This window comes from Kitasatospora sp. NPDC001095 (assembly GCF_053598615.1).
In genome coordinates this window covers 35,051-49,325 of record NZ_JBSFKQ010000015.1, presented here as the reverse complement: position 1 = coordinate 49,325, position 14,275 = coordinate 35,051, and the positions used below count along the sequence as shown (strand labels likewise).

Sequence of the window (14,275 nt, the reverse complement as noted above, 5' to 3'; positions counted from 1 at the left end):
GGGCCCTTTCCGGTGTCCGCCCCGGCCCGTGGGCCGAGGGCCCGCTCAGCCCCGCAACACGGCCGGGACCACGGCGAACAGCGCCGCCGCCACGGTGACGGAGAGGCAGAGCGCCGCCCAGCGGGCGCAGATCCGGCGGCACTCGACGCGGTACCGGGCGGCCAACCGGCGGCAGCGCTCGACCGCGCGGTCGACGACCTCCTCGGCGTAGCGCAACCGGTCGGCGGTGTAAGCCTGTTCGAGGCTCTCCCGCTCCGCCGCCGGCAGCCAGGGGAACTGCGCGGCGAACGCGCGGGCGTCCCGCTCGGCCGCCGCGACCTCCGCCTCCCACGCCAGGAACCCCTCGATGCGGGCGAACGCCGCCCGGGAGTTCACCCGGGCACCGGCCCCGGCGGGCCTGCCCTGACGAGGGGTCCGCGCTCTCGGCGGACGCTGTCTGCCACCCATGACCGCTCCTCCAGTCCTGTCGAGTCGTCCCACCGGAAAGCCTGCGGGGTCGGGCTCCCGACGGGGATCGCTCCGCGACCACGCAACTACTACCAGCGACAAACCGCAGGTGGCGGGCGGCTCGCCACAGGCCGTACGGTCGGGAAGAACTTGCGTGCCGCGCACTGTTGCGCAGCGCGCACCTTCTGCGGAACGGTGGCGCCCGTGACGAACGGGCAGCCCGGGCTACGGGAACGGAAGAAGGCCGCGACGCGGGAGGCACTCGGCCGGGCGGCCCTGCGCCTGGCGGTGGAGCGGGGGCTGGAGAACGTCCGGGTGGAGGACATCGCGGCGGCGGCCGGGGTGTCCCCGCGCACCTACAACAACTACTTCTCCAGCAAGGCCGAGGCGATCGTCTCCCGGTACCGCGACCGGATCCTGCGGGCCGCCGAGGCGCTGCGGGGCCGCCCGGCGGAGGAAGCGCTGTGGGAGGCGCTGACCCACTCTCTCGTCGCACCGTACGTCGGCGCGCCGGAGGGGCCCGACCCGCGGTGGGCCGCCGCCGTACGGCTCCTTCTGCGCGAGCCCGCGCTCCAGGCCGAACTGATCCGCGGCGGCGCGGCCGTCCGGACCGAGCTGGCCGCGGCGGTGGCCGCCCGGACCGGGACCGACGCCGACCGGGACCTCTACCCGAAGCTGGTCGCCTCGGCCGCGCTCTCAGCACTGCAGGTCGCCAACGAGCACCACCTGACCGCCGACCCGGCGGTGCCGTTCCAGCCGCTGCTCACCGAGGCGCTGCGGCAACTGACGGCCGGACTGCCGGACCCGTCACAGGCGTGAACCCACCGCCTCCGGGGGGACCTCGACATGACCGACGACGTCGTCGTCGGCGGTGGCGCGGGACCGCTCGGGCGAGCAGAAGACCAACAGCCTGGTCGGCCCGGTGCTCCGGCTCTTCGGCGAACTGCCGGCACACCCCGACAACCTCGGCCGGATCGCCGCGCTGTGGCCGGCAGCGACATCCGCTATGACCGCTGCGCACGTGGTTCGGCCCCGCCGACTCCTGAGCACGGGCTCCTGGCCGCCGAGCGCGGACGGGCCTGGTCCTCGGCGCGCCGAGGACCAGGCCCGTTGCCGTCGTGCACGGGGCGGCCGGGGGAGCCGCCCGACGCGTGGGGGACAATGGGCGGCATGTCCCGACGTCGTTCCGCGCCCCGCACCGCCGCGCCCCGGCTGCTGCCCTCCTCCCCCTGCCCGTGCGGCCTGCCCGCCACCTACGGCGACTGCTGCGGCCGACTGCACCGGGGCCAGACGGCGGCCACCACCGCCGAGTCCCTGATGCGCTCCCGGTTCAGCGCCTTCGCCGCACAGGACGAGGCGTACCTGCTGCGCACCTGGCACCCGGACACCCGGCCCGCCGAGGTCGACTTCGACCCGGGGCTGCGCTGGACCGGGCTGGAGGTGGTCGCGACCACCGAGGGCGGCGCGTTCCACGCGGAGGGCACGGTCGCCTTCCGGGCGCACTGGACCGAGGGCGGGGAGCAGGGCGTGCTCACCGAGAACAGCCGCTTCGTGCGGCACGAGGGCGCCTGGGTGTACCTCGACGCCCTCTCGCTCGGCTGAGCCGCCCGCGACCGGCGCCGCTAGAGGTAGTCGTCCAGCCGCGCCAGCGCGAACCCCTGCGCGGTGGCGTCGTCGACGACCTTGCGCAGCAGGTCCGGCATGGAGGCGTTCCAGATGTCGACGCCCCGGAAGTGGGTCAGGATGATGTCGCCCGGGTGCAGCTTCTGGTCGTCGTAGCGCCACTCCATGTGGTCCGGGAAGGCCTCCTCGTTCCACAGCGGCACCGCCTGAACCCCGCAGGAGGCCGCCGCGCGCAGGGTGTCGTCGTTGTACTCGCCGTACGGCGGCCGGAACAGCCGGGGGCGGACGCCGATCTGCTGCTCCAGCTGGTCCTGCTGGTTGCAGATCTCCTCGTGCTGGGTCTCGTAGTCCAGGACCTTCAGGTTGCGGTGGTTGATCGTGTGGTTGTTGATCTCCACGCCCTGGGCGTGCAGGTCGCGGAAGTAGCCGTAGTTCTCGCGGACGAGGTAGTCGGAGACGTAGGTGCTGAGCGGGATGCCCAGCTCCCGGGCCATCCGGGAGAACTCGGGGTCCTTCTCGTCCCCGTCGTCGACGGTCAGGAAGACCACCTTGTCATTGGTCGGGACCCGGTAGACGACGGGCGGGCGGCCGTCCGCGAGCTTGACGCCCTGCCCCTGGGTGAGCTCGACCCTGGTCGTCGGGCGGGGCGGGGCCTTCAGCGGCGGGCGCTCCAGGCCCCAGCGCCGGGCGGCCTCCTGCTCGGCCTGGGCGGCCGTCTCCTGACGGGCCATGGCATCGCCGCTGTTCTCCTCCTCCTTGCCGGCCGTGCCGGGCAGCCGGGGCGGCGCCACGGGCGGGGCGCCCGCGTGGTCGGGGCCCTGGCCGGCGATCTCGGCGACGGGCGCGGCGTTCGCGTTCCCGTCGACGGCCGGGGCCGGCTTCGGCCCGGCCGGAGCGGCGCAGCCGGCGAGGACGGCGGAGAGGCAGACGGCGGCCAGCAGTCCGGTCCGTGCGCCGGTCCGCCGCCGCCGACTTCCCCTCAGATCCCCTCTAATCCGACAAACTGATGGTCTGTTCATGGCTGCACTGCTCCCCCGCCGCGCACCACCGCCAACCCCCTCGTCACTCGCACGGGGCAACGACGCACCGGAGGCCTTGCCGTTCCTTTGCCCGGGCGGCGGGCGATCGGGTGGCGGGCGGCAGGGCGCGCGGACGGGGCGGACGAACGGATGAGGCCGCCGGGAAAACCGATTGCGACGACGGCGCCGTGAAGTGGACCATGCGCGCATGACGAACAGCGCGCAGCACCGCCCAGGCTCCTGGACCGTCGCCACGGCCGACGTGACCACTCCCGAGGCCCTGGACCTGCTGCGCGAGTACTACTACGACGTGGCCAACCGCTACTACCGCCTGCACTTCGACCGGGAGGGCACTCCCGAGGAGCTGGAGTCCGGCCTCGCCGGCTCCCCCAGCGACGACCTCGCCGCCCCGAGCGGCCTCTTCCTGATCGGCCGCCACGACGGCGTCGCCCACTCCTGCGCCGGCCTGCGGCGACTCGACGCCACCACCGCCGAACTCACCCGGGTCTTCGTCCGCCCCGGCCTGCGCGGCACCGGCGGCGGCACCGCACTGCTGACCGCCGTCGACCGGGCCGCCCGCTCCCTGGGCGCGGACCGGATCGTCCTCGACACCCGCCTCGACCTGGTCGAGGCCCGCGCGCTCTACCTGCGGAACGGGTACCGGGAGATCCCCGCCTACAGCAGCGGCCCGTACGCCCAGGTCTGGTACGGGAAGGAGCTCACCGCCCTCGCCCAGCGGGGAGGTTGAGACATGCCCTTAGTCGACACCCGCCTCGGAGCGGGGCTGTGGCCCGGCCGTCAGCGCCGCCGCGAGTTCGGCCGCCGAGGGCGGGTTGGCGCCCGGGCGGGCGACGGTCAGCGCGGCCGCCGTCACCGCGTGGGTGAGACAGGTCGCCAGGTCTGCGCCGACCGCGCGGGCGTGCAGGAAGGCGGCCATGAAGGAGTCGCCGGCACCGACGGTGTCCGCGACCGGCACCGGGCGGGCCGCGGCCTCGGCGCGGCCCCCGTCGGCGGTGCGGGCGAACGCGCCCTCGGCGCCCAGGGTCACCGCGACGGTGGCGGGGCCGAGCGCCAGCCAGCGCTCGGCGACCGCCTCGGGCCGCTCACCCGGGTAGAGCCAGGCCAGGTCCTCGTCGCCGGCCTTGACCAGGTCGCTCAGCGCCACCCAGCGCTCGACCCGGCGGACGGCCTCGGCCCGGTCGCCCATCAGCGCCGGGCGCACGTTCGGGTCGTAACTGATCTGCGCCCGCCCGCGCCAGCGCTCCACCAGCGCCCGCACCGAAGCGGCGCCGGGCTCGGTGACGGCCGCGATCGAGCCGAGGTGGATCGCGGCGGGCGGCTCGGCGGGTTCGGTGGGCGGGAGCGTCCAGCGGATGTCGAAGGTGTAGTGGGCCCGCCCCTGCCCGTCCAGTTCCACCACCGCCGAGGGCGTCCGGTCGACCTCGGCCGCCAGCACCCGCACGCCCGCCGACTCCAGGTGCCGCCGGATCAGCCGGCCGTTGGCGTCCGGCCCCAGCTCGGTGAGCAGCGTGGCCGGGCGGCCGAGCCGGGCCAGGCCGTAGGCGACGTTCGCGGGGCTGCCGCCGGGGTGCACCCGGTCCGGGGCCGCACCCGATCGGACGATGTCGGCGACGCACTCGCCGATCACCAGAACGGGCGAAGCGGGGCTGGTCACGGCGGCTCCTGACATCCGGTGCGCGGGCATCCTCGGACAGCCAGCCTACGGGCTGGGTCAGGGCGAAGGGCGTCAGGGCAGAGAAGTACGGCCGCCGGACCTGGCCAGGTTTTCCGACGGCCGTGGCTCGTCCGTCAGGGGACGATGCACTACTGACCTTAGACCGCGGACCGGGGGCGCCGCCATCACCGTACGCCGTCCGGGGGGACCACGGTGTGTCGCCGGCACCGCCCCGATCACGCCCGGGGCTCCACTAGCATCCGTGGCCAGGCTCTCCCGTCCCGGCGGCTCCCCGCCTCCGCTCCCGGCCGTGAAGCGCGGTGATCACCCTTGTCCAAGGTCCGCCTGCCCAGGCTCCGCTCGCTCAAGTCCCGCCTGTTCGGGCCCGGTTCGTTCAGGGCCCGTTCGTTCGGAACCCGCTCGCGCGGACCCCGCTCGTGCGGAACCCGCGCCAGTCTCGCGCTGTCGCTCGCGCTCGGCGCGGTGCTGCCGTCCGCGAGCGCGCCGACGGCCGGCGCCACCGGCGGGCTGGGCGATCCGGTCTTCCCCTCGCTCGGGAACACCGGGTACCGGGCGCTCCGGTACGACCTGGCCTTCGACTACCGCGCCGACACCCGGACGGTGGACGGCACGGCCGTGCTCACCGTACGGCCGGGCCGCGTCCTCGCCCGGCTGGAGCTGGACGCGCTCGGACTGACCGTGCGCGCCGTCCGGGTCGACGGGCGGGCGGCGCGCTTCGCGACCCACGACGAGAAGCTGACGGTCACCCCGGCCAGGCCGTTCCTCCCGGGCGCCGTCACCCGGCTGACCGTCGAGTACACCGCCGACCCGCGGGCCCGGCTGCCGCACACCGGCTGGGTCCCCACCCCGGACGGCTTCGCGGTGGCCGGCCAGCCGAAGAGCGCGCACACCGTCTTCCCCTGTGACGACCACCCGAGCGACAAGGCCCGGTTCACCATCGCGGTGACCGCCCCCGATGCCCTCCTGGGCGTCGCCAACGGGGAGTTGACGGCCACCGAGCGACTCGGCGACGGCCGCACCACCCGCCGGTACGTCTCCCGCGAACCGATGGCCACCGAGCTGGTCCAGGTCTCCGTGGGCGACTACACGGTGCGCGAGCGCACCGGCCCGCACGGCCTGCCGCTGCGCGACGTCGTGCCGACCGCCCGCGCCGCCGAGCTGGAACCCGCGCTCGCCCTCACGCCCGGCCAACTCGCCTGGGCGGAGGCCCACCTGGGGCCGTTCCCGTTCGAGACGTACGGGCTCCTGCCGGCCAACTCGGACGATCCGGCCGCGTTCGCCTTCACCGGGCTGGAGACCCAGACGCTCACCCTCTACAAGCCGAACTTCCTGCGGCAGGCGGAGCCGGCGATCGGCTCGCACATGATGCACGAGGTGGTCCACTCCTGGTTCGGCAACAGCGTCTCCCCCGCCCGCTGGTCCGACCTCTGGCTGAGCGAGGGCCACGCCGAGTTCTACGAACTGGTGTACCGCTACGAGCACGGGTGGCCGGAGGCCGACGGCAGCACCACGCTGACCGACCGGATGCGCCTGCTCTACGGGCTGGGCGACCAATGGCGGCACGACTCCGGGCCGGTCGCCTCCCCCACCGCCGCCGACCTCTTCGGCGGCCAGCGGTACAAGGGCGGCGCGCTGGTGCTGTTCGCGCTGCGGGAGAAGGTCGGGGCGGCGGCCTTCGAGCGGATCGAGCGCGTCTTCCTGGACACCCACCGGTACGGCAACGCGACCACCGGGGACTACGTGCGGACTGCCTCGGTGGTCTCCGGGCAGGACCTGCGGGGCTTCCTCGACGACTGGCTGTACGGGCTGCGGACGCCGCCGATGCCCGGGCATCCGGACTGGGTGGTGAGCCCGGTGGGTCCGGCGGGGCAGGCGGGGCAGGCGGGGGCGGCTCCGGGGGGCCAGGTGCCCGCGGCGCCCGTCCCCGGGGCGCCGGCTCCGGAGGGTGGGGCCGCAGGGGCGGGCGGGCCCGTGGGGGCGCGGGGCTCCGGAACGCTCTGACGGCGCGGCTGGGGCCGCTGGTGCACGCCCGGCGCGCCGCCGTGCGTCCGGTCGCGCGTCGCGCGCCCCTGACCGGCAGGGGCGGGTGGGGCCATGGTGGTTCCCACGGCCCGCCCGCCGCCCGGCAGAGTCCCGGTCGGCTCGCGGGCCGTCCAGACGTTCCCGTGTGCGCCCGCCTGTGAGCGGGCGCGCACGGACCGGCCGTAACCCTTCCGGCGCAGCCTCGTTGGACCGGCCATGAAGAAGCGCAGCATGCTTGCCGTGGCCTCGATCGCCGTGGGTGTCGTCGCCTCCCTCACCGCGCCGAGTGCGCACGCCAGTGCCCTGGGCGGGCAGGAAGGGCTGCCCCGCCCGCTGAGCAGTGCCCCGGACGTGGTGCCCGGGCAGGTCGGCGACGCGGGTGGTGTCCTCGGGGAGGCCACGGGCTACGCGACCGGGTCGGCGGACGGCCTGGTGGCGGTCGCGCCCCACGCGTAGCCCCCACCCGTAGCCCCGCGTGGGGCTCAGGGCATCGGGGCTCCGAGGTCCTGGGTCCAGTAGGGCGTGCCGGCGGAGTTCGTGGCGAAGCCGACGCCGACGTCCTTGAATCCGCAGTCGAGCATGTTGGACTGGTGGATTCCACCGTCCATCCAGCGGGCGAGGACGGCGGCCGGGGTGGTCGGACCCCGGTCGAGGTTCTCCCCCCACTGCGACCAGCGGTACCCGGCGGCGGTGATCCGGGTCTCGGTCCGGACGCCGTCCGGGGCGACGTGGTCGAAGTAGCCCCGGGCGGCCATGTCGTCCGCGTGCTTCTGGGCCGAGCCGTGCAGTCTGGGATCGATCCGCAGCGGGGCGCAACCGGCCTTCACGCGTTCGGCGTTGACCAGGTCCACCAGTTGGCGCTCCGGGTTGGGCAGCGGTGTCGCGGAGGCGGTACGGGTCGCGGTCGGCGTCGGTGTGGGCGTCGCCGTCGGTGACGGGCTCTCCGCGGGTACCGGGGTCGGCACCGGCGTGGCGGCGGCGGGTGCGGCCGCGGCCGTCGGGGCGTCCTGGGCCGCGGCCGGGGCGGTGGGCTCCGGTGGCGTCGGCCGCGGCGGCTCACCGGCCTGCGGCCACACCAGGGCGAGGGTGGTCACGGCGACGGCCGCGGCCGCACCGCTCACCAGCACGGCCTTGCGGGCCGCGGTGCCGGCCCAACCGCCGTGGCCTCCCGCTCCGGCGTGCGCTCCGGCGCCCGTGCCCGCTCCCGCGCCGGAGCCCGCACCGGCGGCGGCCGTCGCGGAGGCGACGGAGGCGGCGGTGTGCTGGAAGTGCAGCAGCACGGGCGCGTCGAGCGGGATCGGCACCAGGGCGAGGCCGGCCAGCAGCCCTTCGGCCGGGAACAGGTCCCGCCCGAGCCCGCCGCAGTCGGCGCAGTCCCGGATGTGGCGGGCGATGCGCTTGCGCCAGACCGAGTTCGGGGTGCCGTCGAACCCCGCGGTGAGCTCGGTCAGCCCGGGGCAGCGGGGGTAGGCGCAGAGCGCGCGGACGACGATGCGGCCCGCTTCGAGCTGCTTCTTCATCCGCTGCACCCGCACCGCGGTGTGCTGCGGGCTCAGGTCGAGGGCCTCGGCGAGTTCGGCGCGGGTCAGTTCGCCGGCGGCCTCCAGCCACCAGAGGGCGAGCAGTTCGCGGTCGTCCGGGTCCAGCCAGCGGGTGGCCTCGGCCACTTCGCGGCGCTGGCCGGAGAGGCCGAGGCGCAGGATGGTCAGGTCGGTGAAGTCGGCCCGGGGGTCGGCGACCTCCCAGGTCTCGTCCAGGCCGCCGACGGTCGGCTGCTGCTGGCCGGCGGTGTGCCGACGGCGCACCTGGTTCATGGTGATGGCGACCAGCCAGGAGCGGAAGGCCTCCGGGTCGCGGAGCCCGTCCAGGCCGTCCAGGGCCCGGATCATGGTCTCCTGCGCGACGTCGTCCACGTCGGCGTGGCCGCCGAGGGCGCGGCCGGCCACGTTGTAGACGAGCGGCAGCCAGGCGGCGACCAACGCCTCCCGGGCCTGCCGGTCGCCTGCCTGCGCCGCGAGCACCAGGGTGGTCCCGCTCCTGTTCTGCACATCAGCGTTCATTGTCCGCACTCCGTCTTGCCGTCTATCCGTCCGCCGCTGCCTCCTCGGAGACCCCTGGGGAGTGATCAGATAACAACAATGTGCACGGAATCGGAAAATCGGACCGACCGGACCAGGCGGACCGGGGGCGTACGGACCGAATCGTTCGGCCCGGTCCGATGGTCAGACCGGGCCGAACGAGAGCCGGTTCACGCCGGGGCGGCGAACACCTGGGTCCACCACGGACCGTTGGCACCGGTCCGCACCCCCACGCCGAGCTGCTTGAACGAGCAGTTGAGGATGTTGGCCCGGTGGCCGGGGCTGTTCATCCAGGACTCCATCACCGCGGCCGGATCCTTCTGGCCTCGGGCGATGTTCTCGCCCCAGGTGCTCCAGCTGTAGCCGGCCGCCTCGATCCGGTGGTCGGCGTGGTTGCCCTCGGGGCTGGCGTGGTCGAAGTAGCTGCGGTCGGCCATGTCGTCGCTGTGCGACTGGGCCGCGCTCGCCAGCCTGGGCTCGTTGCCGACCGGCCCGCAGCCGGCCTTGCCCCGCTCGACGTTGACCAGGTCCACGACCTGCTGGGCGTACGACGGGGACGCGCCCCCGCCCGCCGGCCGGGCCGCGGCGGCCCGGGCGGCGGCGGTCTGACCGGCGGCTGCGGTGCGGGTCGCGCTCGGGGTCGCCTTGACCGCGGCGGCCGAGGGAGTGGGGACGGCGCTCGGCGTGGCGGCGGCCGAAGCCGTCGGCGAGGCCGGAGCGGTCGCGGCCGTGGACGTGGCCGCGGCGCTCGGGGTGGCCGCCGGGTCGGCGGCGGTGGCGGTGGGGGTGGCGGGCGACGGGACGTCCGGGTTCGTCCCCCCGGTGCCGGGCACCTGGATGCCCTCACGGGTGCCCAGCTCCGCGGAGATCAGCGCGTCGGCGGTCAGCGACTGGCCCGCCAGGTCGCGGTCGGCCTGCTTGCCGCCGTACGCGGCGTAGCCTGCCCCGGCCAGGGCGGCGAACAGCCCGGTGCCGGCCACGGCGGCGACGACCGCCGTGACCGGCACGATCCCGCCGCGCCGCCGCGCCCGGCGTCCCCGGCCGGCGTGCCGCTCGGCAGCGCGCCGCGCCGCCCGGCCGCCGGAGCGGCCACGGGCAGCACTCCCGCTGTCGCTGCCCGCGCCTCCCCCGCTCGCCGGGAGGATGGTCGTCCTGTCGTCGCTGTTCACGATGGCCACGCTTTCTGTTCCGGGTCGACTGGTCGGGTGCCGACACTTGGGAGACCGCCCCGCGGGACGTCGATAACAGAAATTCCGAACGGATGTCCGGCGGCCGGGCCGCGGCCTCAGCCGGCCGGCTCCTCCGGAGCCATGTCGTAGGTGACGAACCTGGTCCGGGTGGCGACCTGGTCGTACTTGCCACGGGCCCGGTAATTGTCCTCGGAGGTGATCCAGCGGACGGTGACCCACCCGCGTTCCGCCGCGATTTCCCGCAGCCGGCCCAACAGCGCGTCCACCGCCCCGCCGCCCCGGACCTCCGGCGCCACGAACAGATCGTCCAGGAAGCACCCGACGGCCCCGTGCAGCGGCCGCGAGAACGGGCGGTAGTGCGCGAGCCCGACCGGCCGGCCCTCCCCGTCCCGCGCCAGCAGCCCGGTCAGCTCGTGCGCCGGATCCATCAGCCAGGACCAGACCAGCTCGGCCTTCTCCTCCGGGATCGGCACCCGGTAGAACTCGCAGTACCCACGGAAGAGCTCGCGCCAGGCGGCGTAGTCACCGGCCTCGGGCGCACCGACGCTCCAACGGGTCGTGGGGGTGTCGCTCATCTCGGTCTCCATCACTCAGGGGGTGGCGGGAGCTCCCAGCATGACGCCCCGCCGCCCGGCCGGTGATCACCGTCCCGGCCAAGACCGTGCCCCCCGCGCGCCACTGCGGAGCCTTGCGGCCGGGGGGCGGGAAAGGTCCGGGCCGGGAAGAGCCCGGGCCGAACCGGGGCGCCCGCCGGGGCCGTCGTGCGGGGGTGGGAGTGTGGGCGGATGCTGAAGGACGTGGAGGTGGTGCCGGCGTGACGGGATTGATGCGGTTGGCTTCGGTGTCGCGGGAGGTGGCGGCGGAGCCGGGGCGGCGGACGAAGACGGGATTGCTGGCCGCCTATCTGCGGGAGTCGGGGCCGCTGGAGGGGGCGGTGGCGGTGGCACTGCTGTCCGGGGAGTCGCAGCGGCTGCGGACCGGGATCGGTCCGGCGGCGCTGCGGGGGCTGCCGGAGCCGGCCCTGGAGGCCTCGCTCGAGGTGCCGGAGGTGGAGCGGGAGCTGGAACGGATCGCCGGGGTGCACGGCGCGGGGGCACAGGCGGAGCGGCGACGGCTGCTGCACGGCTTGTTCGCACGCGCGACCGCCGTGGAGCAGGGGTTCCTGCGGGCGGTGCTGGTCGGGGACCTGCGGCAGGGGGCGCTGGACGCGGTGGTCGGGGACGCCGTGGCACAGGCCGCCGGGGTGCCGGCGGCGGCGGTGCGGCGGGCGTTGATGTTCCGGGGGTCGGCCCGCGCGGTGGCGCAGGCGGCGCTGACCGGTGGGGAGGCGGCGCTGGCGGCCTTCCGGCTGGAGGTGGGGCGGGCGGTGCGGCCGATGCTCGCCGCCTCCGCGCCGGACGTGGCCACGGCGCTGGAGCGCACCGGTCCGGCCGCGGTGGAGTGGAAGCTGGACGGCGTCCGGGTGCAGGTGCACCGGGAGGGCGGGGAGGTCGCGGTGTTCACCCGCGGCCTGGAGGACGTCACCGCCCGCGTCCCCGAGGTGGTCGAGGCCGCGCTGGCCCTGCCGGTGCGCTCGGCCGTGCTGGACGGCGAGGCGATCACGCTCGGTCCGGACGGTCGGCCGCGCCCGTTCCAGGAGACCGCCGCTCGCATCGCCTCCCGGCAGGACCCGGCCCGGTTGCGCGCCGGGGCTCCGCTCGACGCCTACTTCTTCGACCTGCTGCACCGGGACGGCGAGGACCTGGTGGACCGTCCCGGGCGGGAGCGCTGGGCGGCACTGGCCGGGGCGGTGCCGGACGTCCTGCGGCCGGCCCGGGTCGAGACCGGGGACCGCGAACGGGCGCTGGCCTTCTTCCGCGAGACGCTGGCGCTCGGCCACGAGGGCGTGCTGGTGAAGGACCCGGCGGCCCCGTACGCGGCCGGGCGGCGCGGCGCGGGCTGGATCAAGGTGAAGCCCCGGCACACCCTGGACCTGGTGGTGCTGGCCGCCGAGTGGGGCAGCGGGCGGCGCCACGGCTTCCTCAGCAACCTGCACCTGGGCGCCCGGGCGGCGGGCGAACCGGGGCTGGGCCCGTGGGTGATGCTCGGCAAGACCTTCAAGGGCCTGACCGACGAGACGCTCGCCTGGCAGACCGCCGAGCTGCTGGCCCGGGAGACCGGGCGGGACGCGTGGACGGTGCGGGTCCGGCCGGAACTGGTCGTCGAGATCGCCTTCGACGGGGTGCAGCGCAGCCCCCGCTATCCGGCCGGCCTCGCCCTGCGGTTCGCCCGGGTGGTGCGCTACCGGCCGGACAAGGCCGCCGCCGAGGCCGACACCGTCGCGACCGTACGGGAGATCGCCGCCGCGGAGGGACTGTGAACTCCCGGAAGTGCCGGCCGGAGCCCGGGCTGTGGCACCAACTCTTGTCAGGGGAACGTCAGTTCAAACCTGCCTCGCCGTCCGACGGCTCCGGCGTGAACCTAATCGGCCATTCTCGACGATCCCGCCGCCGCACCCGCCGTGGACGGATCAACGGCGGTTAGGTTGGCAATGACAACGAGAGGCGGCCGCCGGGCAGCCGGCGGCGCACTGGCGAGAGGTGCCCGACCATGCGGGTGAGTGTCGACCGGGACCGCTGCTGCAGCTCCGGAATGTGCGTCCTGAACGTTCCCGAGGTCTTCGACCAGGACGAAGACGACAGCCTGGTGAGGCTCCGTCAGACCTCCTTCCGGCCCGACCAGTTCGATGACCTCAGACTGGCCTCCCAGCTCTGCCCGGGCGGCGCGATCACCGTGGTCGAGGACGAGCCGGCGCAGACCTAGGCGATCCTCGGCCGGAAGCGGGCAACCGCCCCCGGCCGCAACGTGACCGACCCGTCCTCGCGACCAAGTCCCCACCGGAGAACCATCGCGACGCAAGGAGACCCCGCCTTGACGAGCTCGTCCACCGCCCCCGCCATCTCCCTCCCGGCCAAGCACTCGGCCGGCTGCCCGTTCGGCCCGCCGCCCGCGTACGTCGAGGCCGCCGCCACCGCCCGGCTGACCCGGGCCACCATGCCCGGGGGCGAGCCCTGTTGGCTCGCCACCGGCTACACCGAGGTCCGCGCCATCCTGTCCGACCGCCGGTTCAGCTCGGACATCCGCCACCCGTCCTTCCCGCTGCTGGTCGCCGGCAGCCGGGAGCGGATCACCGAACACCCGAGCTTCCTGAACCTCGACGACCCCGAGCACGCCCGGCTGCGCCGCATGGTCACCGGGGACTTCCTGGTCAAGCGGATCCAGGCGATGCGCCCTGACATCCAGCGGATCACGGACGAGGCGCTGGACACGATGACCGGCGGCCGCACCGAGGCCGACCTGGTCGCCGACTTCGCGCTGCCCATCCCGTCGCTGGTGATCTGCCTGCTGCTCGGCGTCCCGTACGAGGACCACGAGTTCTTCCAGCGCGTCAGCCGGGCGCTGCTCACCCAGAGCAGCTCGCCGCAGCAGCTCCTGGACGCCCGGGACGAGATGCTGGAGTACCTGACGGAGCTGACGGCCCGCAAGCGGGCGCAGCCGCAGGACGACATCCTCAGCCGGCTCGCCGTCCGGGACGACCTCACCACGCGCCAGATCGCCACCACCGGCTTCCTGCTGCTGGTCGGCGGGCACGAGACGACCGCGAACATGATCTCGCTCTCCACCGCCCTGCTGCTGGAGCAGCCGGAGCAGATCGACAGGCTGGCCGACCCGGCCGCACTGCCCGGAGCGGTGGAGGAGCTGCTGCGCCACCTCACGATCATCCACACCGGGGTGGCCCGGGTGGCGTTGGAGGACGTGGAGCTGGGCGGCACGACGATCAGGGCCGGTGAGGGCGTGATGGCGATGCTCTCCACCGCCAACCGGGACGAGGAACTGTTCGGCGGCACCGACCGGCGGCCGGTGGAGGAGCTGGACCTGGACCGGGACGCCCGGCGCCACCTGGCCTTCGGCTTCGGCGTGCACCAGTGCCTCGGCCAGCCGCTGGCCCGCGCCGAGCTGCAGATCGCGCTGGCCACGCTGTTCCGGCGACTGCCCGGACTGCGGCTGGCCGTCCCGCGCGAGGAGCTGTCGTTCCGCACCGACTCGTTCATCTACGGCATGCACTCGCTGCCCGTCGCATGGTGACGGCCCGGTGACTGCCTGCTGACGGCCGGGCGAGGTCCGCGAGGTTCCGCAGACGTCCGCGGGGGCCGGCCGGGC

Annotated in this window: 14 protein-coding genes; 8 read left to right on the top strand and 6 right to left on the bottom strand. The window is 75.0% G+C overall.

What is annotated here, in order from left to right; genetic code table 11:
- Positions 1-45: 45 nt before the first annotated feature.
- Entirely contained in the window at positions 46-447 is a 402-nt protein-coding gene (locus tag ACWDBB_RS16005; RefSeq protein ID WP_449790143.1) for a cytochrome C oxidase subunit I, read from the bottom strand.
- A 204-nt stretch (positions 448-651) separates the two neighbouring features.
- Here ACWDBB_RS16005 and ACWDBB_RS16000 point away from each other — a divergent pair, with 204 nt between their 5' ends.
- Together ACWDBB_RS16000 and ACWDBB_RS15995 are read left to right on the top strand one after the other, a co-directional pair.
- Positions 652-1,266: an acyl-CoA-like ligand-binding transcription factor gene (locus ACWDBB_RS16000; RefSeq protein WP_449790142.1), complete on the top strand. Its 615-nt coding sequence runs from the start codon at positions 652-654 to the stop codon at positions 1,264-1,266.
- A 351-nt stretch (positions 1,267-1,617) separates the two neighbouring features.
- On the top strand, positions 1,618-2,049 hold the full coding sequence (locus tag ACWDBB_RS15995; RefSeq protein ID WP_402411664.1) for a YchJ family protein: 432 nt from the start codon (positions 1,618-1,620) through the stop codon (positions 2,047-2,049).
- A 20-nt stretch (positions 2,050-2,069) separates the two neighbouring features.
- Here the strand turns inward: ACWDBB_RS15995 and ACWDBB_RS15990 are convergent, their stop codons facing one another.
- On the bottom strand, positions 2,070-3,089 hold the full coding sequence (locus tag ACWDBB_RS15990; protein ID WP_449790141.1) for a polysaccharide deacetylase family protein: 1,020 nt from the start codon (positions 3,087-3,089) through the stop codon (positions 2,070-2,072).
- Between the two features lie 208 nt (positions 3,090-3,297).
- On the opposite strand from ACWDBB_RS15990, the gene ACWDBB_RS15985 reads away from it, so the two are divergent.
- The gene (locus ACWDBB_RS15985; protein ID WP_449790140.1) at positions 3,298-3,837 is read left to right on the top strand and encodes a GNAT family N-acetyltransferase; all 540 of its coding nucleotides are present in this window, start codon (positions 3,298-3,300) and stop codon (positions 3,835-3,837) included.
- Positions 3,838-3,846: 9 nt separating this feature from the next.
- Here ACWDBB_RS15985 and ACWDBB_RS15980 read toward each other — a convergent pair whose 3' ends face one another.
- The gene (locus ACWDBB_RS15980; RefSeq protein ID WP_449790139.1) at positions 3,847-4,764 is read right to left on the bottom strand and encodes a carbohydrate kinase family protein; all 918 of its coding nucleotides are present in this window, start codon (positions 4,762-4,764) and stop codon (positions 3,847-3,849) included.
- Positions 4,765-5,226: 462 nt separating this feature from the next.
- Between ACWDBB_RS15980 and ACWDBB_RS15975 the strand changes: the two genes are divergently transcribed.
- Both ACWDBB_RS15975 and ACWDBB_RS15970 read left to right on the top strand, forming a co-directional pair.
- Complete coding sequence (locus tag ACWDBB_RS15975) at positions 5,227-6,786, top strand: M1 family metallopeptidase (protein ID WP_449790217.1); 1,560 nt, start codon at positions 5,227-5,229, stop codon at positions 6,784-6,786.
- Positions 6,787-7,023: 237 nt separating this feature from the next.
- The gene (locus ACWDBB_RS15970) at positions 7,024-7,263 is read left to right on the top strand and encodes a hypothetical protein (protein WP_449790138.1); all 240 of its coding nucleotides are present in this window, start codon (positions 7,024-7,026) and stop codon (positions 7,261-7,263) included.
- Positions 7,264-7,289: 26 nt separating this feature from the next.
- Here ACWDBB_RS15970 and ACWDBB_RS15965 read toward each other — a convergent pair whose 3' ends face one another.
- From ACWDBB_RS15965 to ACWDBB_RS15955, 3 genes are all read right to left on the bottom strand, one after another.
- Positions 7,290-8,867, bottom strand: coding sequence for a sigma-70 family RNA polymerase sigma factor (locus ACWDBB_RS15965; protein ID WP_449790137.1), 1,578 nt, complete (start codon positions 8,865-8,867; stop codon positions 7,290-7,292).
- Between the two features lie 188 nt (positions 8,868-9,055).
- A complete protein-coding gene (locus ACWDBB_RS15960) occupies positions 9,056-10,054 on the bottom strand; it encodes a CAP domain-containing protein (RefSeq protein ID WP_449790136.1) in 999 nt (332 codons plus the stop codon).
- A gap of 116 nt (positions 10,055-10,170) precedes the next feature.
- Positions 10,171-10,650 carry an N-acetyltransferase family protein gene (locus ACWDBB_RS15955; protein WP_449790135.1) on the bottom strand — a complete coding sequence of 160 codons (480 nt, stop codon included), beginning with the start codon at positions 10,648-10,650 and terminating at the stop codon, positions 10,171-10,173.
- Positions 10,651-10,901: 251 nt separating this feature from the next.
- Between ACWDBB_RS15955 and ACWDBB_RS15950 the strand changes: the two genes are divergently transcribed.
- The 3 genes from ACWDBB_RS15950 to ACWDBB_RS15940 all read left to right on the top strand — a co-directional run bounded on the left by ACWDBB_RS15950 (position 10,902) and on the right by ACWDBB_RS15940 (position 14,200).
- The gene (locus ACWDBB_RS15950; protein ID WP_449790216.1) at positions 10,902-12,434 is read left to right on the top strand and encodes an ATP-dependent DNA ligase; all 1,533 of its coding nucleotides are present in this window, start codon (positions 10,902-10,904) and stop codon (positions 12,432-12,434) included.
- A gap of 230 nt (positions 12,435-12,664) precedes the next feature.
- On the top strand, positions 12,665-12,877 hold the full coding sequence (locus ACWDBB_RS15945) for a ferredoxin (protein ID WP_449790134.1): 213 nt from the start codon (positions 12,665-12,667) through the stop codon (positions 12,875-12,877).
- 108 nt (positions 12,878-12,985) lie between these two features.
- Entirely contained in the window at positions 12,986-14,200 is a 1,215-nt protein-coding gene (locus tag ACWDBB_RS15940; protein ID WP_449790133.1) for a cytochrome P450, read from the top strand.
- Positions 14,201-14,275 lie beyond the last annotated feature (75 nt).